The sequence below is a fragment of the Tianxiuia mixotrophica genome, from assembly GCF_050596425.1.
In the GTDB taxonomy this organism is placed as follows: domain Bacteria; phylum Bacillota; class Clostridia; order Peptostreptococcales; family Acidaminobacteraceae.
The window spans coordinates 1,101,580-1,124,757 of record NZ_CP192292.1 but is presented as its reverse complement, the minus strand read 5'-3'; the positions used below and the strand labels follow the sequence as shown (position 1 = coordinate 1,124,757).

Here is a 23,178-nt window from a genome sequence, read left to right as displayed (position 1 = left end):
CCTTTAAACCAGGTAGGTCATTAGCCTCGTAAACATAATCATCGATATTAAGGCAACTGGGTATGTGGCTCCGTAACCAGCCGCCACTTCATCTGATTGACAGGATTCCAGTGCCGCCGCAAGTCCGGGAGTACTTGTCATTCCACCACATATGACCCCTGCTAAAACGATCCAATTCATTTTCATAAAATATCGTCCGATAATTATACCCGTTGCCATGGCTGCAAGTGCGCTGATTAGGGCTGCGCTTAAGTAAACCAGGCCCTCTGACGCAATCGAAATGACTGTCGTATAACCATACCGAAGACCTACAATAGCCAAGAACATATTGAGCGATATATCTCTAACAGCACTTAGGGCTGAGTGAGACATTTTCATACTTTGGTACCTGCTTGTCATGAGGTGGCCAATGAGAAGGGCTGAAATTAGAACCCCTCCTGTTGATCCCAGTCCGATCCACCCCAGATGCCTACCGAAATACAGTTTTACCTGTCCTACTATGACACCTAGAAGACAAACAGTCATAAATACCACAACATTAAAGCTTTCTTTAGAGTCTTGGGCTGGTTGATCGCTGCTCTTTCCAGCCAAAACATCTGTACTGACTTTCTTTAACTCTTGCTCCATAGAAATGCCAAGCCACTTGGGCACCAACCGCATGCCAAGGACAACTGTCAAAACACCTGGTATATAACCAATAGCATATCCCAGTCCCACAAGGGATTCCGATGAAGCGCTTGTACCACCAACTGCTTCTAGGGCTGCAGCCAGTCCTGGGGAACTCGTTAAAGCCCCCACATAGGTTCCTATAATCCCAGTGCTCTGGGCGTTTCCAAGCCATTTTATGAAAAAAAGACTTGAAAGGGCTCCAGACAGTGTTATTAGAAAGCCTAAAATGACGAAGCGCAGTCCATATTTTTTTATGACATCTGCAATATCAGCAGATGCCAAAAGTCCAACAGGTGCAATAAAGCCTATTAAACTCATGGTAAAAAGGGAGCTTGATACCAGGCCTTGTACCAGAACTTTAGAGACCTGACTTGGAACCTCTGACGCAGTTGCATAGGGTTGAACCAACACACTGTATATAAAATATCCCAGTGCCAAGCCTACAAATAAACTGCCGGAACTTCCCAGCTTTAATCCTCTAAAATTCAACTTCCCAAAATATCCACCTAAAACGATTGTTGCTGCAATGAGTGCAAATGGATTTAAAAAAACAGTTTGTAAACTAAGAGACACAGGGTCACCTCCATAAACGAATTGATTAAAAGTGATCCTTGCTCCATGCATGAAAAAGGATAAAAAAAACGCCTACCACAGGCAGACGGATTACGTTTTTCGATAAATGTCATGCTGACATTCGCTTTTTCGCACATTCCATGTCACTTGATTGAGATAATCCTGTGAAATAGAAACCCCCTTCAAAAATGAAGGGGGTCATGTACAAGTCGAATTTTTATCGATCGTAACACCACCCATCCTCGTGGGCCATTCGGTATTGATCTTCATGGCAGGTCTCCTGACTCAATCTGTATGGTTTTATCAGCCTTCCCATTCTTTTGAACAGTGGCATATTGATAAAACACAGATTTTACAGTGGCGGGACCGTGCTGGATTTTCACCAGTCTTCCCTTTTAAATCGATCGAAATCGATACCATAAAGCGCATTATTAAGTTCAGATACATAATAACAGTGGTTTCAATTGCTGTCAACATAAATTATTTTTATATTTGATTGGTTACACAGAATCAACCTATCTCAGCACTGAAATGTAGTTCTGAAATAGTAATGTTGTTGCTTTGTCTCAAACTTATAGGCGTGTACTCATAAGCACCTTTTTCTCCACTTATAATTCTTATGTCTGGTCTAAGTGGAAAGCCCTTTGGTACATGGTCGACCACAGCCACTTGACCTGTATTCAGTTTAACAAGCGACCCGGTCGGATAGGGATTGATTTTTTTTACAAATATATTGACCAAGTCCATGTCATAGTGTCTGCCTGCTCCACCCATGATAAACTCAATGGCTTCAGTTGCAGTCAGAGCCCTTCTATATGGTCTATCTGATGTCATGGCATCATATATATCTGCAATGCCAACAATTTGAGACAAGTGATGAATGGTTTCTTTATTGGCCCTATTGGGGTAACCTGTGCCATCTAGGTGTTCGTGGTGCTGTAGGGTGATGGCCTTCACATAGGCGCTCAAAAATGCATGTTCTTTTAGATAAGCATGCCCTTTTTTAGGGTGCATTAATACAGCCAATTTCTCTTCTTGAGTCAGCTCACCATGTTTATAGGTTATAGCAGGGTCAAGTATGGCCATGCCTATGTCATGGAAGATAGCGCCCACAAACAGTTGACGTATCATTTCGTTTCCAAGCCCTGCCTCCCAGCCAATGAGTACAGATAAAATGGCGGTGTTAAATGCCGAGCTAAAGAGATAATTGTCCACATTCTTAATATCAATATATTCCAGCTGGGCATCTTTTGCTGAGCTTAAATCATAAATCACATCATCTGTGAGCTTATTGAGGCCATCGACATACTCAAATATTGATTGAGGCTTCCACTCGCCTTGGGTGTCTCTATGACCTGCTGCATTAAAAATATCTCTTATAAGCATCATGCCCTGATGTCGTAAGTGGGGGTCAACCAATTTATTGATTTCATTGTCGATGTGTTCATCGTGAATGTAGACCGTGAAAATACTATTAGAATTTATTTTTTCAATCATACGTGCCGTAAGCTTGGCACCTTCTTTAAGAAGCACACGTCCATCTAAAGTATAAAGCGTGTCTGCTAAAATTGCGTCCTCTGGTATGAGTTCTGTAGGTACTATACGCATATTTTCCCCTTCTTCATTAGTTATTTTGACCTATTTCTAGCATAGTCTACTTGATTGATTTTTTCAATATTCGTAGTAGTAAAAATGACTATAGTCCATAACGTTTCTCATTTTTTTAGGCCCATGCACAGTATAAGTCACTATTATTAGTCATACCCGTTGTTTGGATTGAACAACATTCTATTGGAATATTTCTTATTTTGGGGAAAATGAAAGAAGCCCTATGACATAATATTATGATTATAGGGCTTCTTTCATTCATCCACTCACCGCTGGTATATGGGTTTGTATATTATTGACTTTAGGCATGCATAAACAAGGACAAACATACCCCAGTAGAAGGCTAAATTGCCGTATCCCCATAACATTTTCCTATAAATGAACTTATGGACTCCAACCGTTAGTAAAATTAACATAATGTCGTATAGGATGAATCTTAAGTTTTTCATGGCTTTCTCTCCTGACTCTTCATAAATTCTTTTAAATAGAATAAATTAACTCATCAATATTGATAATTCTATCTGCTACATTTGCCAAGTCATGGTCATGTGTGACACATACAATTGTCTTTCCCTCTTCTTTCAGACTTAATAAAATATCAATCACTGCATTTTTATTTTCATCATCTAAATTGCCTGTTGGTTCATCTGCAAGTAGGACATCAAACGGTTTAAGCATCACTCGTGCAAGTGCAACTCTTTGTTTTTCACCACCGCTTAACTGATAGACTTGTTTTCTTAAAATACTTTTAGACAAACCCACACGCTCAAGTGTCTGATTGGCTTTTTCTTTGTTAAAATCAGGGCTGTACATACTCGAAATTTGTAAATTTTTCTCAACTGTATCATCTTCGATGAGGGCATAATTTTGAAATACATAACCTATAGTTTTACGCCTTATGTGCATCTTTTCTTTCTTATTGATGCCTTTTAATCCATTTATCTCAATTTCTCCTTGATCAGGGTGTTCCAAGAACCCAATCATATTCAATAGAGTTGTTTTTCCAGATCCACTTTTCCCAGTAATACAAATAAACTCATTTTTTTCTACATTACCTGAAAAATTATCAAATACTTTTATTTCACCATACGATTTACTTACATTTTTTACATGGATCATAGTCTTCCACCTTCTATAATTAATTTTGAATTATTGTTATCAAGTTTCTTCACAACAACACTCACCACAATACTCTCAATAAAAAATATAGTCATCAGACCATAAAATATAATCAGAGTTGAACGTGTAATGATAACTAGAACCAATATTGCAATAAGATTTGTCATACATAAATTTGTCAATACCTGCTTATGAGCTTCCCAAAACGAATATCCATGCAAATGTAAAATGTATATTTTCTTTGAATTGTTTTGATAGTAAAACCATAAATAAAAAGCTGATACAGCTGATAGTACAATTGCTGCAACGACCGCACATATAAGGTTAAAATAAATTCTTTCTATCAACTTAAACAAGTAGCCATTCATGTCGCTATAAACCGAATATGCTCCAATGATCTCATATGTATTGTGTTTTTGAATTAAAGGTAATATCTCACCGTAAGCCGAAATATTACTACTTGCCTTATAAAACAATGCCCTTGTGGCAATGCTACCAATGCAAGATGTATCCATTGAATCATTATAAATGACTGCAACAGGATCAATGACATAATTCTTTTCATCTCCACTAAAAATATTATATGTAAAATATTTCTGATTATCTTCCACATAAACCACATTGATGTCTAGTTCATCGATACCCCTATATGTTAGCCTAGTTGTCGGGAGGTGAAATTTACTCTATCATTGAGAGTAATGCGAAAAGGAGAAACCCGATGCCAAGATATAGTAAACAACTGAAAGCAAAAATAATAAAACAAATGTTGCCGCCACAGAATGTGAAAGTCAGCGAGTTATCAAAGCAACATAACATCCCTGAACAAACCCTTTATAAATGGAAGAAAAATGCTAAAGAACACGGCGCAGTAATACAAACACATACCAAAGGTAGCGAAAAATACACGAATGAAGTAAAGCTAAATATTATTATAGAAACTGCTCATTTAAACCAACAAGAGCTTTCAGAATATTGTCGTAAAAAAGGACTTTATGTTGATGAAATCAACGCTTGGAAATCAACGTTTATTACCGGTAAAACTACATCTGATAACGAAGTAAAAGAAGAATTAAAGACTAAAGATGCTGAGTTGAAATCAGTGAAAAAAGAGCTCATTCGTAAAGAAAAAGCATTAGCTGAAGCAGCCGCACTACTGGTCCTCAGAAAAAAGATGAATGCGATTTGGAATTCGGACGAGGAAGATTAACTTCAGCATCAAATCGCTTAGCAGTAATGGAAGTTATCGATGAAGCTGTATCATCTGGCGCTCGACAATTCATGGCATGTAACGAGGTTAATATAAGCGAAAGAACGCTGCAGCGTTGGCGTTTGGAAGGTGAAAAAACGAAGGATAAACGTCCTGATGCAATCAGACCTACACCTCAAAACAAACTTAGCCCAAAAGAAGAACAAGCCGTTTTAACGGCAATGAATAAACCTGAACATCAAAATCTACCACCGTCACAAGTCGTACCTAGACTTGCTGATAAGGGAATATATATTGCCTCAGAATCTACCTTTTATAGAATTCTTAACGAACATAAGCAAAACAACCACCGCGGGAAGTCAAAACAACCCGTAAAACGCCATATGACAACACATCAAGCCACAGGACCCAATCAAGTATGGATGTGGGATATCACTTGGTTGCCAGGAGCAGCTAAAGGCATATATTACTACTTGTATTTAATACTCGACTTATATAGTCGTAAGATTGTCGGATGGGAAATCTGGCCAAATGAAAGTGCTGAGAATGCAAGTGTACTCATACGCAAAGCATGTTATTCAGAGAATGTGCTTTCAGGCCTGCAACCGCTAGTTCTTCATTCTGACAATGGTAGCCCCATGAAAGGTGCATCGCTTTTAACTACGTTATATTCTCTTGGTATTGTGCCATCAAATAGCAGACCACGAGTAAGTAATGACAACGCTTTTATTGAATCATTTTTTAAAACTGTGAAGTATATGCCGACATTTCCACACCATGGCTTTGAGTCTATTGAGATAGCACGTGCGTGGGTTTTGGAATTTTCGAAATATTACAATACTGAACATCGACATCGTGGTATCAAGTTCATGACACCTAAAGAACGACATGACGGTAAATCAAAAATGATAACCGAAAAACGTAATAAAGTGTATCAACAAGCACGATCAAAAAATCCACATAGGTGGAGTAGATCGACAAGAAACTGGGAAGTGGAAGAAACAGTGTATTTAAACCCAAGTAAAGTGGACATTCAGAGAGAAAAAATTAGCTAAACACGACAACTATGTTGACATACAGCGATACTTTTCCTGTTTATTGGCAACTTCAAAGCTTCATTATATATATTATCCACTTCCGCTTTATAAAAGTAGAACCATTCTTTATAGGCTCTAATGATATCTTTTTCATGTAATTTTTGTTTATATGGAACAAGAATATTTAATACATCATCCTCTATTATAAAATCTTCTGAGTTTATTTTCTCTCCATTTGCTTTCACTATTTCATTTACTTTGAGGTAGTTATCGTCAATGGTAACCCGTCTACCATTTGGAGAGTATATCTCTTCATCACCTTGCGTATCTAATTCATAAAAATAGGTCCATGTTCCATCTTCATTATTTACTCTACCAAAATTATCAGAAACCATAATGAATCCATGTTTTTTTTTCTTTAAATCATGATAAAACCCCAGAACTCTATCATTGTACTTTCTGTCTTTTTTTAAATCCTTTAATGTTTCATCAAATCGCCCACCAACTATAGTTGTATAAATGTTTTGAGTATTATCCCAATAGGCCATGCCCTTTTTCACCTTATTTAGTTCATCAACTTGAGTAAACGTTCTAGATAGCATCAGAACAAAGACTATGATAGTCACTGTTTTGATAAATAAGAATAACTTAACCATATTCTTAAATCGAATTTTTCCTTGTATGGCTTCTGTTATACTATAGCTCACTAACTTCCTAATAATTAGGCTTGATGCAATGACAACAGAAATTAATATTAATAAAATCGATAGCAATAATATAAAATATAGTTCAGTAAAGTACCCAAGTTGATTAAAATAAATGACATAGAATCCAAGGCCAAAGTGGACAATCAGAATGGGGGCTATCCACGAAGGCATCATATGTTTCAAACACTGCATGGTTAACCTAGTTTGACTATACCCCCACACCACCATCAGCATTAAACGCTTACGTTCATGAAACAATTGAAAAACCAGACCGATAACCAGTATGACATAACACATAATAAATATAATAAGTGCTAGAGGTTCAAAAAAAACTGTTTTACTTTCAGTTGTCGATTCGAAAGTAACCTTCCCATACTTTGAAAAAATCTCAACAAAATCTTCTTTAGCCTTTATACTTAAAGTGTCCACATAAAATGTATTGCTAATACCTACATTATTCACCTGATCAAACTCAAACACTCTTACATCTAAGAGTGTTACTGGAAAAATCAAGTATCCACTTGTCACATCATTAGATTCCGCTCTATTGGAGGCATATTTTTTCTTTTCAGGTTGACTCCCCCTAAGCATTTTGTAATCTCTATCATCATTAAAATTGGTGCTGTATATATTGACTTTCTTTTGACTCACAAAATTATTTTGAGTTATATTCAAATCGTGCGTCACTGAAAATTCATTTAGCTCCTTAATCAAGGTTGCAAAATCATTGCCACTATCATTTGAAGAATAATCAATGTGAATGGCTTCATCTTGGAATAATATAGAATGCACTTCCCATTTCGAAAATGCTGATATGAATAGAAAGAGAGTTGAAAGAATTGTTATTGTTAGTAGTACACTTAGTTTTCTCATCTTATTCTACCCCTTTCTAATATGCTTTTTTTAAGTTATGAAGAACACCACCCTCAAATTATATCTTGAAAATCATTGATTTTTTTCCAATTAACCACATTGTAAACTGATAAAAAAATTACGGTTCACCTTTGAAAAACGAATAACATAAGTAGCCCAACAAAAAACGCCACCCAGTCATGATAATAATCATGTCTAGGTGGCGTTATTATATTAAGGTTGATTTAATGCATCTATTACTTAACAGCTTCAACAGCCACTGTTTCACCAAGAGCTGATTTTACAGCTTCAACGATGTTTACAGCTTTTAGGCCATATGCTTCCATAAGCTGGTCTGGCTTGCCTGACTCGCCGAACGTATCTTTGACACCAACACGTACAACTTTTGTAGGCGCGTGCTCAGAAACAACTTCTGAAACTGCAGAACCAAGACCACCAATGATGCTGTGTTCTTCAGCTGTTACAATTGCTTTCGTTTCTGTTGCAGCTTTTACGATAATGTCTGTATCGATAGGCTTGATTGTGTGCATGTCGATTAGACGTACTGAGTAACCTTCTTTTTCAAGTGTTTCTTTTGCTTCAACGGCTTCAGCAACAAGAATACCTGTAGCAATGATTGTTACATCTGTACCCTCTGACATTTGAATGCCTTTACCAATTTCAAACTTAACGTCTTCTGAGTGAACCACTGGCACAGCTGCACGACCAAAACGTGCATAAACTGGTCCAACATACTCAAGCATAGCCTCAACAGCTTTTTGAGCTGTCACGTCATCACCTGGGTTTAGAACAACCATGTTTGGTAGTGAACGCATGATTGATAGGTCTTCGATGGCCTGGTGTGAAGCACCATCATCACCTACAGTTACACCTGCGTGTGTTGCACAGATTTTTACGTTTAGTTTCGGATAGCAAACTGAGTTACGAACGACTTCGAACGCACGACCAGCAGCAAACATGGCAAATGATGAAGCCACAGGAATTTTACCCGATGCAGCAAGACCAGCAGCAACACCGATCATATTTTGCTCTGCAATACCCATATTGAAATGTCTTTCAGGATAAGCACCACCGAAAACAGCAGTTTTTGTTGACTTTGAAAGGTCAGCATCCAGAACGACTACATTATTATTTTCTCCACCGATACGCTTAAGAGCGTTACCGTATGATTCACGAGTAGCAATATTCTTAGACATTAGCAGTCACCTCCAAGTTCCTTGAGGGCCTGAGCAAGCTGCTCATCACTTGGTGCTTGTCCATGCCAGCCGTAATCGCCTTCCATGAATGAAACACCTTTACCTTTAACTGTATTAGCAAGAATAACTGAAGGTTTTTCAGTCTCTTTTTTTGCTTCTTCAAATGCTGCAAGAATAGCGTCCATGTCATGGCCGTCAATTTCAATAACATTCCATCCGAAAGCTTCAAACTTCTTATCAACCGGCTTAATGCCCATTACAGAATCATTTGAACCGTCAATTTGAAGACCATTGTAATCTAGGATAGCTGTCAGGTTGTTTAGCTTGTAATGAGCACCTGCCATTAGAGCTTCCCATACTAGACCTTCATTGATTTCGCCATCGCCAAGTAGAGTGTAAACTCTGTTGTCACGGCCATCAATTTTGTTTGCTAGTGCCATACCCACTGCAGTGGAAATACCTTGGCCTAGAGAACCTGTTGACATGTCAACACCTGGTGTGCCTTTCATGTCTGGGTGACCTTGAAGCATTGCACCAAACTTACGTAGCTTTAGCAGTTCTTCTTTAGCAAAGTAACCACGGTTAGCAAGTGCTGCATAAAGCACCGGCGCCGCATGACCTTTTGAAAGAACAAACTTGTCTCTGTTTTCTTTCTTTGGTGCCTCTGGGTCAATATCCATAACGTTAAAATATAGTGCTGCAACAATGTCGGCAGCTGACAGTGAACCACCTGGGTGGCCCGAGCCTGCCGCGTTAATCATACGAACAATATCTTGACGCATGATATTCGCTGTAGCTTTAAGCTCAGCAACATTCTGATTCATGTGTGTTTCTCCCTTCGTTTTTCCTAAAGCTGTGATTTATGTAAGAACACAAACGCTTTAGGTTATGGATTAACTATTTCTCTAAACCCTTCGCCAAGGACTTCATGGGTTGTTGAAACCATTATAAATGCACGTGGATCAACTTCCATAACAATGTCTTTGAGCTTCGAGACCTGTGCACGGTTAACCACAACAAGTAAAACTTGTTTGTCTTTGCCCGTGTACATGCCCTTACCATAAAGACTCGTTACACCACGTTCCAATTTTTCTATAATGACATCACTAATCTCTTGAGGATGATCAGTGATGATATGAAACGACTTAGAATAATCAAGACCTTCCACTATAAAGTCTGCGACTTTTACAAGCACATATAGACCTATCATGGAATAGAGTGATGTTTCTATGCGCTGGTCCACAACACCAGCTGCAAGTATTACAAATAAATCTAGAATCATCATCATTTTTGCAATAGAAAAGCCTGGGAATAATTTATTCAGTATTGCACCGCCTAAATCTGTGCCTCCCGTTGTTCCGCCGCTTCTAAAAACGAGACCGATTCCCACACCAACCATAATGCCACCAAATATTGAAGCCAGTAGCACATCATTTGTTGCCATATAGGAAACATTGTCCCTTGAAAACATCCATAAAAACACACTAAGTGCAGCTGTTCCATATGCTGTTTTGACGCCAAATGAACGTCCTAGCACATAAACACCTGCAATGAAAAGGGGCACATTGATTAAAATGTTGGTCACATAAATCTCAATGCCACTTAATTTTTTTATGACTATGGCAAGCCCTGTTACGCCACCTGGCGCAATCGTGTTTGGTTCAAGAAACAGTACGAGTCCTGCCGCTAGAAGGAATGTTCCCACTGTTAGCAGTAGATAATCCAGAATCACTTTATACAAATTCTTTGACATAAGACACGTCCTTCCATTAAATGTGAACCCTTGAAATAATCACATTTTGCGCTGGAATCAGCTCACAGTATCCGATTATAACATAGATTAATGAACATGCAAGGGAACAAATGCCCTAATCAAGTTCATGACAAATTATCTTAGGATCTTCCAAAACAAAGAATTCAGGTCGTCTGAGGTAGACAGTATCTTTGAAATTTTAAATAATCTTATGAAAATTTTATATAATTTAATAGACTTGTGAATATGTCATATGTCATGTAAATAGGTCTTTTCGACTTAATCAGAAGTGTTTTAGATTCGATCCACCTGTAAAACAACATAGAAAAAGCAAATGACCATGCTCAGGCAAAATCATTTACTTTGGCCCAGATTACCAATTTCATCAGCAATCCAGGTGTACATTTATTTTGAAACATCACGCGATAGCAAAACTTTTATCAAAAATTTTGGCAATGACATCATGCGTCCTATTCGGCTAGGTTCCCTGAGCAGTCTGTAAAACCACTCCAGGTTGAGATCAATAAATATTTTAGGCGCTCGTTTTGACGATCCTGCCCAAACATCAACACTGCCACCCACACCCATAGCAATTTTTGTGTTCAGTATTTTTCTATGTTCATAAATCCATTTTTCCTGTTTAGGACAACCAAGGGCAACAAATAGAATGTCGGGCTTTACTTCGTTGATTTTATCAACGACCCTCAGCTCATCATCATCTTTGAAATAACCGTCATGATACCCCGCTATTTCTATATTTGGATATTTGTCCTTGATTTTGTTACATGCCTTTTCAGGTATGCCTGGCTTTCCGCCTAAGATAAAAATAGATCCATTCGTGTTGTTACAGAACTTGAGCATGCGTTCCATAAATTCAATACCAGGCAGTCTTTCCTCAAGCCCAAGATTATGAATACGTGATGCGTAAATAACGCCAATCCCATCTGGAATCACAAGGGATGCATCTAGGAGTGCATCTTTTAGATCTTGATCTTCCTGTGCCATCATGATGATTTCAGGATTTGGTGTGTATATTGCATTAAATGTACCTTGCTTGAACAGAGACAGAAATTTATTGTATGCTTCATCAGCATTCAACTTATCAATTCTTACGCCTAGAATTTTGACCGATTTGGTGTCCATGCTTACTTCCCCTTCTGCATTAAGTCTCCAAGAATCGCTTCATTGGTCTTAAACTTCAACTGAAGTTCATTGACATGTTCTCTAAGATAGGTTTTCGCTGAGTCATGATTGTCCATAAGTTGGTCCAGTGCCATTTTAATCTTATCTGAATTAAAATCCTTCACCGTACAAACAGCTTCAAGGCCCAGGGTCTCAAGAAAATAGTCGATCTTGGGGTCATATGAGATACCAATCAGCGGTACCTCAGCAACTGCTGAAAATATAAGCGAATGAAGTCGAACACCCACCAGGGCATCCAGATTTTCCACCACGCTCATAATCTCACTGGCCGTATATTCTTTGTCTATTACAGCCACAGTATCCGATTTTGCAAAGTTGCAAATATCCAAATCCTCTTTTATATAAAAGGGGATCATTAGGATATTATACGACTCAGTCAGTGATTGTATCAGGTTTTTCAATTTTTGTCTATCTGCACGGGTTTTAAAATCCTTTGTACGCATTGATAGGCCTACAATAGGCTTGTCATCAATTGGTCTGTTAAAAGCCCTTTTAATTATTTTTTGACCCGTATCTAGTTCTATTTTTTCCATGTCTACAACCGGATCTGCTGTGACATGTATTTTATCGGGCTGAATGCCCATATCGATGAGATCAATTTTAGAATTTTCTTCCCGCACCGTAATGGCGTCGACCTTTTGCAACACCCATTTCATTATCTTTCTATTGATGTCCTTATTCACAGGCCCTATTCCATGAGAATAGAGCATTATCTTTTTTCTAAACATCAATCCAAAAATAATCACAGCCAGGTAGTAATGAATGCTTCTCTTGCTTGTGGTGTCTTGAAGTAGGCTACCACCACCTGAAATAAGCACATCTGTATTTTTTACAGCCTTTATAACCGAGAAGACTTTTGATCTATGTACAGTCTTAATGCCCAAGTCACGCTCCGTTTTTTCAGGGGACGCCGTTAAGACTGTCAATTCAATTTTTTCATCCATCCTGGAAATCGAGCGTATCATTGTTTCAAGAATGGCTTCGTCACCCAGGTTATTAAATCCATAATAGCCTGATATGAGTGCCTTATTCATTCAGATATCTTCCTCTCAAATTCACTAGAACACGTACGAGGACATTGATAATCAGTATACCGACAATTCCTATCAGGGCGCCTAATCCAGCTCCATAAATGGTACGAGCTATGGATAGGTAAAGCGGGGCACGTAGATGGCTAAATGTGTTGACGACTGATGTAATACCAATCATCACAACCGCCGCAAACGGGAATACCAATGACTTCCACCCTTTTAAGGCAAAGTAAGACACAACCATAACCGATGGGAAAGCAAGAAGCAGTTCCTTTGATCGCGGTCTGGCTAAGAAATTGTACTCAAGGAAGTTTCTAAACAACATTTCAAGATTTGAAGGCTGAATTGTTGTTTCATGTCCAGTTCTAGCTATATATACTACACCAAGTATCCCTACCACTCCCAGTATTAGGAGATGGAGAACCTTGATGCGTTCATTTACCAGTGCTTTAAGATCGAAAATATAGGTTTCGTTCTCACTCATATCACGTATAGGTCTGTCATAGCCAAATCGCAATATATATATAATACAAAATAGGGCCAGCGGAGCCAGTTGGCTCACCTTGACGCCTCTAAAGAATTCCATTTCAAGCAAATAGGCAGAACTTGATAAAATGCTTCCAACAAATATCCCCCCCACCATGGCAATTGAGGCCACAATAAGAAGTAGGGATAGACCTTTTAATATAATGCTCTGCATTTTATCTATTTGTCGATTCACTATAAACTGCTTTAAGACATCCATCATTGCAATTGCAGCTAGGGTTGGGAATAGAACAGATGCCCCCAGTGCCATTACAATCACAGACAGGTTCGGCACCACAAAGTTTGCCCCTGTGACCCCTAGAACTCCCACAGATAGAAGAAGGGCCTGCACTTTATCACGCATCGGAAATAAGCTGTTTAGTGCAATGATTCCAAGAACCACAAGACCATAACCAATCACGCATAAATTAATAACACCAGGTTCATTATATGCTAGCTTTGATGCATTTCCTAATGATATTTTGTGCTCTGCCAGTCTATTCTGCAAATTATTAAAGGATTCTGTATAAATTTCTGGGTCTGTTATATAAATAATTTCATTGTCTTTATCCCGAAATGGTCTAAAATAGACACTTCTGATATTTCTTTCCGTAACGGCCCGGTAAATTGTGTTCTCAATTTCCTCAGCCCCCTTATAGCCATACCACTGGTATCTTTCCTGGATGTATCCCACTACAGGAAAAACGCGTACAGCATCATAATCAAGCATTTCTGTTAACTTGACCAGACCCTCTTGCTTAACCTGAGACCTTTGTACACCGGTTTCTATTAAGCCTGTTGATATATGATTTTCCTTCATATAATTGTAAATGTCATCAAGACTTTCTGTTTTGGAATTGTATCCAAGAACGGACTCACCTTGAAAAACAAAGTATTTTGGTAAAATATCAAAGGCCTTCATTTCATTTTCAAAGGCTTCTACCAGTTTTTCTGGATATCTGTCAAAATTACTTGGCCGTGGCAAAACTTCCAAACCACTTGCCTGAACTTGGGCGATCACATCACCATCAAAGCCAAGACCAATCCAGCTGAGTTTTGAATCCACAAGCTTACGTAGGGTCCTTTTACCTTCCCCTTCTTCATCAACCAAGTAGCCTGTTTCTGCATAGAGACCTTCCTCAGGCTCACCATCTAAAACAATAACGTAGTTGTCCCCTTCAAAGCCCTTGAAGAAAGATTTAGGGTAGCGCTCTGACAAACCTTCCATTATAAAGTCATACCATACTTCTGACTCTGTTAGAACGATCATGTCAAACTTGTCTGTTGAGTTTTTTACATAGTTTGCCACTTTCTCTGATACACGGCTTTGCCAGTAAATGTCCTCAGTGAATTTTGCCATCACCTCATACTCAATGGGCTTTTGGTCTGCTTTTAAGTTTTCAAGAGTGCTTTCCTTTACAGCAACACTTGTGAAGCCCAGCGACTTGAAATGTTTAAACCAGTAGGCAAGATCGTATTCAGACTGGTCTGCAAGCAGTTTTGCTTCTTCGTAGTCAAGACTCATTTCTACAGTTTTGTGGGCGCTTTCCACACCGATTCTGTCAAAGGCCACAATCCCCACAACAATTAGACTGATCACCAGTATAATCATGTATAATTTTTTTAGCATAATCGTCCACCAATTCCTTATATGTATTGTCTTTCTATTTGAGCGACTTGCAAAACATCATTCAAGAACTCTTTCTATACCATATATAGAAACATAAGAACCAAAAAATTCTATATGGTATATAGAAGGCATTGATCTGTAAATTTTGCAAGCGCCTGAATTATATATTTTTTCTCTCATAATATATGTTTTCTTTATATATAACTTTTCTTTCATATATAATTTTTCTTTCATAGAGAAGGCAAAAGCCTGTTCTTGCTTTTGCCGCTATGCACGTGCTTCCATTATTAACCATAACACCGCCCCAACCGAGTCATGGCTGACTATCCCCTCTGAACTGAATTAAAAATCATATGTGGGCTGGATGGTGATTTTGGCTCTAATTTTCTACAACTGTATAAGGCCCCTTGATCATAACCCATGCATCACTTGTAATGGCCACTCCACGACCATCATTTTGGGGATTAAGTATTTGGTGGTTCTTTGGAACTTTCTTGCCCTGCGCTATATCATAGCCTTCCGTTAGATTGGCAAGTCCCCCATTGGCTGAAGCAATGGCCACCCCTTCACCTGATCTGAGAATGAACTCAGAACTGTCTCCAAGATAGACCATACTGCCTGCCTTGACTTCTACAATTTCAAACAGGGCCCCACCCCCATTTGAAGAGGGACTAGACTCTTCAGCAAGTTTTGATTCAAGATACGTGTCCAGTTCTTCAAATCTCTTGTCCACATAACTCAACGTGACAAGGGGGTCTGATTCTGTCCCTGGCGCCGCCTGAGACATTTGTCTTGGTCCTGTAAGCGTTAAACCGATAACAAGGCCTAAGGCCACCAATCCTATATTTTTAAATGCTCGCATTTTATGCCTCCTAGTATTCCCACAAGAACTTCTATCAAATGATCCGTAAATACTTTCATCATCCATGTTGGTAAAATAAATTAACGGCCTACAAAACAGCTTATTATTTCACGACACCATTGATGCAATTTATCATAAGCTCTAAATCCCAAAAGAAACGTCTAAGTTTCCACGTATATTTTACTATAAATAATTTCCTATTACAAAAGCTTGTGTGGATTGAAACCACTTCGTAACACAATACCATACCAGATTTTATTTGCTAAAGGGGTCGGGACCGATAAAGACCTATTCTTTTATTCAATATAAAAAGCCAAGCATATGCTTGGCTTATAATTTAATAAAATATGTTATTTAGGGTCGTGCCACTATGTAGACTCGAACAAGCCGAGTGATATCATTAATCCGCGATCTACCTCTTCAACAAGTTCTGGTGTTAGAGCACCAATTTTTTGAATTAGTCTTCGCTTATCAATGGTACGAATCTGTTCGAGTAGTATGACGGAATCTTTGAGCAGGCCAACTTCGTCCTTACGTACCTCAACATGAGTAGGCAGTTTGGCTTTGGAAATCTTTGCAGTGATTGCTGCAACTATAACCGTTGGACTATACTTGTTTCCGACATTGTTTTGCACAATAATAACGGGTCTTTGTCCCCCTTGTTCTGATCCCACGACCGGATTTAAATCTGCGAAATACACCTCTCCTCGTTTAACGATCAAGATCGTCCTCGCTTTCCAGCTGGCTCTCGTAGGATTCTAGGCATCCAACATCCGAACACAAACCTGATTCGGCCATGTTTAGATTGATATCAGCCATGCGCTCATAACCTGAACGTAATTCTTCCAGTACACCATCCATTTTAATTGGCGCTTTGAAATGAAATTCTCTACTTAAGTTCCTCTTTATCATTTCTGGGTTGCTGCCAACCTTTAGTTCTGCCATTAATTCACCCGGCAGTTCGATTTGTACTTGCTTAATATCTTTCATCTGGGACACCTCCAATTTTAGCCAGTATGTATGAAGGGACAAAGTCATTATAATAATAGATTACCACAATGTAAAGCGATAAGCTATATTTGTAATATACAGAAAATTCACAGTAACACAATTTTAAGATTAAAGGTTGATTACCTTATAGGACTGCAAGAGCATCCTTAATTTGGATAATTTCATCCTGTGCCTTATATACCCTTGGAACTCTTTTGCTAATCATACAAACAACTTCATAATTGATAGTATTGATCCAACCAGCCACTTCATCTATAGATATGAACTTATCTTGACCAGTGCCAAAGAGTGTGATTTCATCCCCTCTTTGTACATCAAGTCCTGTTAAGTCAACCATACACTGGTCCATGCAAATTCGTCCAATAATAGGTCTGATTTCTCCACCTACAATGGCCTTTGCCTGACCTGTATATAGGCGGGTGTAACCATCGGCATAACCAAGGGGTATTGTTCCAATTCTCGTGTGCTTGTCCGTTGTGTACAGAAGACCATAGCTCACTCCAACACCTGGACCAACATCCTTTACATGACTAATTCTAGCTTTAAGGCTCATAACCTCTTTTAATTTCACATTTTCATGAGAAACTTCATGGGAAGGATATAATCCATAGAGCATAATACCTGCTCTGACCATATTGTAATTGATTTCTGGTAAGTCTATTATGGCTGCTGAATTGGATACATGTTTGATTGGAATATGAATATCCCTATTTTCAAGTGCCTCTATGACTGCATTGTATTTTTTGACCTGACCCAGTGTGTAGGATTTATCCACTTCATCTGCGACCGCAAAGTGGGTATAGATCCCTTCAACCTCTATGTTGCCAAGCTTAGAAATATACTCTGTCACAATTACAGCATCATCTTCAGCCCTTAGACCTAGACGCCCCATGCCCGTGTCAATTTTCACATGGACTTTTGCTGTAACCTTATTCTCTTTCGCCACCCTATCTAAGGCTTCAGCTTGTTCAAAAGCATACACAGTCTGAATCAAATTATGCCGAATGACTTCGTCAGAGTCTTCTTCAGGTGTGTACCCTAAAACTAAAATAGGCACATCCTTATAGGCTCTTCTTAACTGGACAGCTTCTGTCAATGTGGCAACAGCGAATCTGTCTGCACCATTGTCAAGGAGTGTTCTTCCGATTTCCACAGCCCCATGTCCGTAACCATCGGCTTTAATAACTGCTGTTACAAGGGCATCTGGTTTTGTCACACGGCGCACTTCTCTGATGTTGTGTGCAAGATGGTCTAGGTTTACTTCCGCCCATACGGGTCTTCTCAGTTGTTGTTGCATGTTTCTTCCCCCCGGTTAAAATCATACACTTGTTGAGTTTCATCTGTCTAAATATACTGTTTATTGAGCGACTTACAAAATATCATTTTAGAACCTTCGCTGTACTATCATATAAATTTTAAGAGTCAGAAATTCTATCTATGGTTCAGCGAGGGCATATGTCTGTAATTTTGAAAGCGCCTGCTTTATAAAGAATTGTTCGACAATTCAAGTCGAACAATTGGCCTTTGCCTTTCAGCAAAAGCCAAGTTTACTTCACTCTCGAATTATACCCTAATTAATCGACAAGTTCCATGAGTGTATGTGTCAAACCACTCACAATATCGCCTGCTAGAAGGCCAAACTCACCCTTGCGTCCTGCCATAATATCCCCTGAACGACCATGTATATGGACACTTAAAAGAACGGCATCAGATGGTTTCATGCCTTGGGCTATGAAGCCTGTGATAATGCCTGTTAAAACATCACCACTGCCTGCTGTTGCCATACCGCTATTGCCTGTTAAATTGACAAAAACGTTCCCTTGAGGCATTGCAATAATTGTACGCGATCCCTTTAATACGAGAATCACACCGTGTTTTTGGGCAAATTCTCTGGATATATCTATGGGGTTTTCGCTGATTTCTTCCACAGTCAAACCTGTCAACCGAGCCATTTCGCCTGGATGTGGTGTGAGGACAATATCCGCCTTCTTGTGGTCCAGCCATGATACATTTTTGGCTAAAACATTCAGGCCGTCTGCATCAATGACCATTGGACACTCCACTTCATCAAGCATTTGTCGAACCAGTTCAGACATTTCACTGGACATGCCACAGCCTGGTCCTATAGCCACAACATCAGCCTCAGAGGACTCTTTTATAATTTTCGTAATTTGATTGATATTGATCACACCGCGTCGCATTTCATTTAAAGGAATCGTGACAACTTCTGGAACACTGGTTGTGATCAGCAAATTGAGACTTTCTGGTATATAGAGCTTAAGAAGACCAAGACCACTTCTTAAAGCCGCCTTGCACGTCAATATGGCTGCACCCGTCATGCCTGAACTTCCAGCTATAACATGTGCTTTCCCATACGTTCCTTTATGAGAGTTGCGTGGTCTGTCAGGCAAGAGCTTAACAATACGCTCCTCCGTTATTATATGATGCTTCATATCCACTTCGCCAATGGCCTTTTGAGGCAGACCAATCTGTCGAACCACAAGTTCACCATTAAAATCTGCACCTGGATACATGATGTTTCCTAGTTTAGGCAAGGCGAATGTAACCGTTTTATGAGCTCTTACTGCGCTGCCCATAACCCTTCCTGTATCACCACTTATTCCTGATGGTATATCGACAGAAACTGTGCATAAACTTAAGCGATTCACCACATCAATGGCACCTGCATGAATGCCCTGAACTTCTTTTGAAAGACCAGTCCCAAAAATTGCATCCACAACCACATCGTGAACAGGTATGAGCTTTTCAAGTTTTATGAGTCCACCTTGGTCATTCACATTGTCAATTTGAATATCGAGCTTCCTAAGAACTTGTAAGTTTAAGGATGCGTCCCCAGCAATATCTTTCGGTTGTCCCACAATAAAGAGTCTGATTTTCACACCTTGATTGTGAAGGTGTCTTGCAATGACAAAACCATCGCCTCCATTGTTGCCTGTGCCACACAAGATTAAAACTTTGTTGACAGGTTTGTCTAAATTATTAATTTCATCCACGACAGCACGACCAGCGTTCTCCATTAGGACAATGCCAGGTATGCCATACTTTTCTATTGTTACCCTGTCAATTTCACGCATTTCATTATTTAAGGCAAGTTTCATAAGATCAACCCCTTATACTGCCACGCCATTTGCTACCGCATACGTCTTGCAATGTGAGATAGAAAGCATAATTTGAGAAATCCCCAAATCTTTCGCTACCTGATCTGCTCCATTGTAAAGATAAACGACCGGTTTTCCCAGTTCATCTCTAAGTATTTCAATATCGGTCCACTGAAAACCACGTAAACCTGTGCCGAGAGCCTTTACTACCGCCTCTTTTGCGGCAAAATTTCCAGCCACGGATTCTGCCTTCATATTTTTGGACGTGAAATAGGCTATTTCACGCTCTGTGAAAAGCCGCGTTAAGAAACGATCTGTCTTTTTCATTGCTTTTTCGATTCGATCGATTTCAATTATGTCCACACCAATTCCCTTGACCATGACATCATCTCCAAACACGTCTTTTTCGGATTCGTTCTTGCTTCGCTTCCGCGACCGTTGTACCATTATATCATAGAAATCTTAGGGATAAAACGAGGTGAAAAATGTCGAAATATATCTGCAACTCATGTCATAATAAGGTTCAGTATGATGAGTTCTATACAACAAGTTCATCTGAGTCTCCTAGTGCTGTATACGCATATTGTAGACATTGTCAGACTAGAGCCTGGGGCGGACTAAACTTCCACCCGGCCATGAACGAACTATTCAATAAGCACTTTCAGCCAAATTGGGAGTATGACTCTGCTGAAGCCAAGGCGTATTGTAAAGATATTGTGCTCGAGAAAAATGATTAAGTCTTGAGTGTATTGATCAGAGCCACTAACAAATGTCTGATTAGATCGGCTTTTAATGAATCGGTTTCTAAGCCAAACATAAAAAGCTGTCAGGAACAATGTCCCTGACAGCTTTTCGCATATTCTGTTTAAATATATGATTCTTCCTAGCTTTAATGTATCACTTAAAACTAAATAGCCTTTGTTGCCTGTGCCAGCCAGTAACTTTCATCCTCATTCAAGTATGGAGAAAGTTTTTCGAACACAGTTTTATGGTAGTCATTCAACCACTTAACTTCTTCTTCAGAAAGAATTTCTTTGGCAATAGGTTTTGTATCAATCGGACAATAGGAGATGGTCTCGAAATTTAAGAAAAGACCGAACTCTGTTTCAATGTCCTTTTGAATGACAAGGGTATTTTCAAGACGAATGCCATACTGGCCTTCTCTGTAAACCCCTGGCTCATTGGTTAGAATCATACCTGGTTGCAATTTGACTGGATTTGGGTCCATTTTCATGGTTTGCGGGCCCTCGTGAACATTCATAAAATATCCAACACCGTGTCCTGTCCCACATTTATAGTCAAGGCCTTCAGCCCACATTGGTTGTCTGGCAATCATTTCAATTTTTGACCCTGTCGCCCCATGTAAAAATCTTAATCGAGATAGGGCAATATGGCTCTTTAGAGTTAAGGTAAAGTCTTTTTTCATTTGATCAGAAACTGGACCAAGGGCCACTGTTCTGGTAATGTCTGTCGTTCCATCAAGATAATTTCCACCAGAATCAAATAGGAAAAACCCTTCTGGCTTAAGAGTATAATTTGACGCCTCTGTTGCTGAATAGTGCATCATAGCTCCATGCTCCTTATAGCCGGCTATGGTATGGAAACTCTCCGCAACAAAGTGTTCTTGTTCTGATCTGAATTCACACAGCATTTTTTCTGCACTCAATTCAGAAGCTTCCCCATTTTTAACAGCTTCTTCAAGCCACATGATAAACTTGACCATAGCCACGCCATCACGCACTTGAGAGTTTCTCATGTTGGCAATTTCTTCATCTGATTTCATAGATTTTAGCATTGCAACTGGATTGCTGTTTTCAACACGGATCACATCATTTGATAGTGACGCATAAAGGGCAACTGAAATCTGAGACGGATCGTAGGCCACCTGAGCATCTGCTGGAAGACTCGACAAGAAGGCATTAATATCTTGGTAAGCCTTAATATTTACACGGCTGTTTTCAAAATGTGTTTTGGCCTCGTCACTTAGCTTGTTTTCGTCTATAAAAAGCCAAGCGTTTTCTGAACTCACAACAGCATAGGCCAAAGCTACGGGACTATAGCTTATGTCACTGCCCCTGTAGTTATACAACCATGCCACGTCATCAAGGGTTGTAATAATCTGATAGTCCGTGTTAGACTTTTCCATTTCACTATGAAGTTTTGTCAGCTTCTCTTCCACGGTGTTGCCCGCATAAGGCATTTGGTGAACCATAATCTCATCACTTGGCATATCTGGTCTATCTGTCCAAACCAAGTCGATCAAATCCAATTCTGTCTTGTATGTAAACTTTTTAGGCAGGGCCTGCGCGTCGTATTTCTTTTTTGTGCTTAAAGAGACCACATTGCCATCAAAACCAATGCATTTACCGTCTTCAAGATTTTCTGCCAACCACTCATGAACATCTGGCACACCCTCAAGACCCCATTTAACGAGTTCAATTTCTGAACCCTTTAATTGGTCAGCAGCCTGTATGTGGTATCTGCCATCAGCCCATAAATACGCCTTTTCTAGTGTCACTAGGGCGGTGCCTGCTGACCCTGTAAAACCCGTAATCCATGTTCTAGATTTCCATCGCTCTGGAACATACTCAGATTGATGCGGGTCAGAACTTGGAATGATGTAAACATCAATACCGTTTTTCTTCATTTCTTCTCTTAATTGTTTTATTCTTTCGTTAATCAATTAAATGCCCCCTTCGTTCTTAAAGAACTCCAAAGTATCCACGCCATTCACTCACAATATCTACATGACCACTTTCAAAGCACACTATATGACTGACTTGCAATTGTTTGCTAACGTCAAATATAGATTTCATGAGGTCTTTAAATCAAATGCTATTATCAATATAATACTCATTTTTTCAGTATATGTGAATACTTTTTCAATATTTTAAAACTTTTTTAACAATAAATATAATCATTTTATAAAATTCTGTAATTTTACTTTTTTCTAAAATCCCCTTATAAGTCAGCCATACACAGATTTTCACTTTTCCTAGTAGACACCAAATTACAATTACTCAACCTAACCATTGGCTATGCAACTTGCAAAATT

21 protein-coding genes and 1 riboswitch are annotated in these 23,178 nt (G+C 39.1%); of the genes, 2 read left to right on the top strand and 19 right to left on the bottom strand.

The window, feature by feature from the left end; translation table 11 throughout:
• Positions 1-3 precede the first annotated feature (3 nt).
• The 5 genes from ACQ4KW_RS04960 to ACQ4KW_RS04940 all read right to left on the bottom strand — a co-directional run bounded on the left by ACQ4KW_RS04960 (position 4) and on the right by ACQ4KW_RS04940 (position 4,580).
• Positions 4-1,242 carry a hypothetical protein gene (locus tag ACQ4KW_RS04960; protein WP_430885423.1) on the bottom strand — a complete coding sequence of 413 codons (1,239 nt, stop codon included), beginning with the start codon at positions 1,240-1,242 and terminating at the stop codon, positions 4-6.
• 253 nt (positions 1,243-1,495) lie between these two features.
• Positions 1,496-1,678, bottom strand: a riboswitch (cobalamin riboswitch).
• 74 nt (positions 1,679-1,752) lie between these two features.
• Entirely contained in the window at positions 1,753-2,850 is a 1,098-nt protein-coding gene (locus tag ACQ4KW_RS04955; RefSeq protein WP_430885422.1) for an HD-GYP domain-containing protein, read from the bottom strand.
• 266 nt (positions 2,851-3,116) lie between these two features.
• Positions 3,117-3,299 carry a bacteriocin-like WGxF protein gene (locus tag ACQ4KW_RS04950; protein ID WP_430885421.1) on the bottom strand — a complete coding sequence of 61 codons (183 nt, stop codon included), beginning with the start codon at positions 3,297-3,299 and terminating at the stop codon, positions 3,117-3,119.
• 31 nt (positions 3,300-3,330) lie between these two features.
• Positions 3,331-3,969, bottom strand: a complete 639-nt coding sequence (locus ACQ4KW_RS04945; protein ID WP_430885420.1) for an ATP-binding cassette domain-containing protein — start codon at positions 3,967-3,969, stop codon at positions 3,331-3,333.
• Positions 3,966-4,580 carry a DUF1430 domain-containing protein gene (locus ACQ4KW_RS04940; RefSeq protein ID WP_430885419.1) on the bottom strand — a complete coding sequence of 205 codons (615 nt, stop codon included), beginning with the start codon at positions 4,578-4,580 and terminating at the stop codon, positions 3,966-3,968. The genes ACQ4KW_RS04945 and ACQ4KW_RS04940 overlap by 4 nt, the downstream gene beginning before the upstream one ends.
• A gap of 107 nt (positions 4,581-4,687) precedes the next feature.
• Here ACQ4KW_RS04940 and ACQ4KW_RS04935 point away from each other — a divergent pair.
• Positions 4,688-6,231, top strand: a protein-coding gene (locus tag ACQ4KW_RS04935) for an IS3 family transposase (RefSeq protein ID WP_430883257.1) whose coding sequence is annotated in 2 segments (ribosomal slippage) — positions 4,688-5,141 and positions 5,141-6,231 — 1,545 coding nt in all. Because the reading frame shifts where the segments join, the coding sequence is not laid out codon by codon here.
• On the opposite strand, the gene ACQ4KW_RS04930 is transcribed toward ACQ4KW_RS04935, so the two are convergent.
• From ACQ4KW_RS04930 to acpS, 13 genes are all read right to left on the bottom strand, one after another.
• The gene (locus tag ACQ4KW_RS04930; RefSeq protein WP_430885418.1) at positions 6,228-7,793 is read right to left on the bottom strand and encodes a hypothetical protein; all 1,566 of its coding nucleotides are present in this window, start codon (positions 7,791-7,793) and stop codon (positions 6,228-6,230) included. The genes ACQ4KW_RS04935 and ACQ4KW_RS04930 overlap by 4 nt on opposite strands.
• A gap of 236 nt (positions 7,794-8,029) precedes the next feature.
• Positions 8,030-8,989 (bottom strand): transketolase family protein, encoded by a 960-nt coding sequence (locus ACQ4KW_RS04925; RefSeq protein ID WP_430885417.1) that lies wholly within the window; start codon positions 8,987-8,989, stop codon positions 8,030-8,032.
• On the bottom strand, positions 8,989-9,813 hold the full coding sequence (locus ACQ4KW_RS04920; RefSeq protein ID WP_430885416.1) for a transketolase: 825 nt from the start codon (positions 9,811-9,813) through the stop codon (positions 8,989-8,991). Before ACQ4KW_RS04920 ends, ACQ4KW_RS04925 begins: the two co-directional genes overlap by 1 nt.
• A 62-nt stretch (positions 9,814-9,875) precedes the next feature.
• Entirely contained in the window at positions 9,876-10,742 is an 867-nt protein-coding gene (locus ACQ4KW_RS04915; RefSeq protein WP_430885415.1) for a YitT family protein, read from the bottom strand.
• Between the two features lie 405 nt (positions 10,743-11,147).
• Entirely contained in the window at positions 11,148-11,885 is a 738-nt protein-coding gene (locus ACQ4KW_RS04910) for a WecB/TagA/CpsF family glycosyltransferase (protein ID WP_430885414.1), read from the bottom strand.
• Between the two features lie 2 nt (positions 11,886-11,887).
• Positions 11,888-12,979 (bottom strand): polysaccharide pyruvyl transferase CsaB, encoded by a 1,092-nt coding sequence (csaB, locus tag ACQ4KW_RS04905; RefSeq protein ID WP_430885413.1) that lies wholly within the window; start codon positions 12,977-12,979, stop codon positions 11,888-11,890.
• Positions 12,972-15,131 carry a DUF5693 family protein gene (locus ACQ4KW_RS04900; RefSeq protein ID WP_430885412.1) on the bottom strand — a complete coding sequence of 720 codons (2,160 nt, stop codon included), beginning with the start codon at positions 15,129-15,131 and terminating at the stop codon, positions 12,972-12,974. Before ACQ4KW_RS04900 ends, csaB begins: the two co-directional genes overlap by 8 nt.
• Before the next feature lie 379 nt (positions 15,132-15,510).
• Positions 15,511-15,993 carry a hypothetical protein gene (locus ACQ4KW_RS04895; protein WP_430885411.1) on the bottom strand — a complete coding sequence of 161 codons (483 nt, stop codon included), beginning with the start codon at positions 15,991-15,993 and terminating at the stop codon, positions 15,511-15,513.
• A 368-nt stretch (positions 15,994-16,361) separates the two neighbouring features.
• On the bottom strand, positions 16,362-16,715 hold the full coding sequence (locus ACQ4KW_RS04890) for a type II toxin-antitoxin system PemK/MazF family toxin (RefSeq protein ID WP_430885410.1): 354 nt from the start codon (positions 16,713-16,715) through the stop codon (positions 16,362-16,364).
• Positions 16,705-16,983, bottom strand: coding sequence for a hypothetical protein (locus tag ACQ4KW_RS04885; protein WP_430885409.1), 279 nt, complete (start codon positions 16,981-16,983; stop codon positions 16,705-16,707). The genes ACQ4KW_RS04890 and ACQ4KW_RS04885 overlap by 11 nt, the downstream gene beginning before the upstream one ends.
• 145 nt (positions 16,984-17,128) lie before the next feature.
• A complete protein-coding gene (gene alr / locus ACQ4KW_RS04880; protein ID WP_430885408.1) occupies positions 17,129-18,301 on the bottom strand; it encodes an alanine racemase in 1,173 nt (390 codons plus the stop codon).
• Positions 18,302-18,578: 277 nt separating this feature from the next.
• Positions 18,579-20,123: an NAD(P)H-hydrate dehydratase gene (locus ACQ4KW_RS04875; RefSeq protein ID WP_430885407.1), complete on the bottom strand. Its 1,545-nt coding sequence runs from the start codon at positions 20,121-20,123 to the stop codon at positions 18,579-18,581.
• Positions 20,124-20,135: 12 nt separating this feature from the next.
• A complete protein-coding gene (gene acpS / locus ACQ4KW_RS04870; protein ID WP_430886542.1) occupies positions 20,136-20,504 on the bottom strand; it encodes a holo-ACP synthase in 369 nt (122 codons plus the stop codon).
• A 104-nt stretch (positions 20,505-20,608) separates the two neighbouring features.
• On the opposite strand from acpS, the gene ACQ4KW_RS04865 reads away from it, so the two are divergent.
• A complete protein-coding gene (locus ACQ4KW_RS04865) occupies positions 20,609-20,860 on the top strand; it encodes a hypothetical protein (RefSeq protein WP_430885406.1) in 252 nt (83 codons plus the stop codon).
• Between the two features lie 170 nt (positions 20,861-21,030).
• Here ACQ4KW_RS04865 and ACQ4KW_RS04860 read toward each other — a convergent pair whose 3' ends face one another.
• Positions 21,031-22,806, bottom strand: coding sequence for an aminopeptidase P family protein (locus ACQ4KW_RS04860; RefSeq protein WP_430885405.1), 1,776 nt, complete (start codon positions 22,804-22,806; stop codon positions 21,031-21,033).
• Between the last annotated feature and the right edge of the window lie 372 nt (positions 22,807-23,178).

Bases quoted from the DNA above. Each gene is read 5' to 3' on its own strand.
- ACQ4KW_RS04955 (WP_430885422.1), bottom strand. From the start codon at position 2,850: ATGCGTATAGTACCTACAGAACTCATACCAGAGGACGCAATTTTAGCA.
- ACQ4KW_RS04950 (WP_430885421.1), bottom strand. From the start codon at position 3,299: ATGAAAAACTTAAGATTCATCCTATACGACATTATGTTAATTTTACTA.
- ACQ4KW_RS04945 (WP_430885420.1), bottom strand. From the start codon at position 3,969: ATGATCCATGTAAAAAATGTAAGTAAATCGTATGGTGAAATAAAAGTA.
- ACQ4KW_RS04930 (WP_430885418.1), bottom strand. From the start codon at position 7,793: ATGAGAAAACTAAGTGTACTACTAACAATAACAATTCTTTCAACTCTC.
- ACQ4KW_RS04925 (WP_430885417.1), bottom strand. From the start codon at position 8,989: ATGTCTAAGAATATTGCTACTCGTGAATCATACGGTAACGCTCTTAAG.
- ACQ4KW_RS04920 (WP_430885416.1), bottom strand. From the start codon at position 9,813: ATGAATCAGAATGTTGCTGAGCTTAAAGCTACAGCGAATATCATGCGT.
- ACQ4KW_RS04915 (WP_430885415.1), bottom strand. From the start codon at position 10,742: ATGTCAAAGAATTTGTATAAAGTGATTCTGGATTATCTACTGCTAACA.
- ACQ4KW_RS04910 (WP_430885414.1), bottom strand. From the start codon at position 11,885: ATGGACACCAAATCGGTCAAAATTCTAGGCGTAAGAATTGATAAGTTG.
- csaB (WP_430885413.1), bottom strand. From the start codon at position 12,979: ATGAATAAGGCACTCATATCAGGCTATTATGGATTTAATAACCTGGGT.
- ACQ4KW_RS04900 (WP_430885412.1), bottom strand. From the start codon at position 15,131: ATGCTAAAAAAATTATACATGATTATACTGGTGATCAGTCTAATTGTT.
- ACQ4KW_RS04895 (WP_430885411.1), bottom strand. From the start codon at position 15,993: ATGCGAGCATTTAAAAATATAGGATTGGTGGCCTTAGGCCTTGTTATC.
- ACQ4KW_RS04885 (WP_430885409.1), bottom strand. From the start codon at position 16,983: ATGAAAGATATTAAGCAAGTACAAATCGAACTGCCGGGTGAATTAATG.
- alr (WP_430885408.1), bottom strand. From the start codon at position 18,301: ATGCAACAACAACTGAGAAGACCCGTATGGGCGGAAGTAAACCTAGAC.
- ACQ4KW_RS04875 (WP_430885407.1), bottom strand. From the start codon at position 20,123: ATGAAACTTGCCTTAAATAATGAAATGCGTGAAATTGACAGGGTAACA.
- acpS (WP_430886542.1), bottom strand. From the start codon at position 20,504: ATGGTCAAGGGAATTGGTGTGGACATAATTGAAATCGATCGAATCGAA.
- ACQ4KW_RS04865 (WP_430885406.1), top strand. From the start codon at position 20,609: ATGTCGAAATATATCTGCAACTCATGTCATAATAAGGTTCAGTATGAT.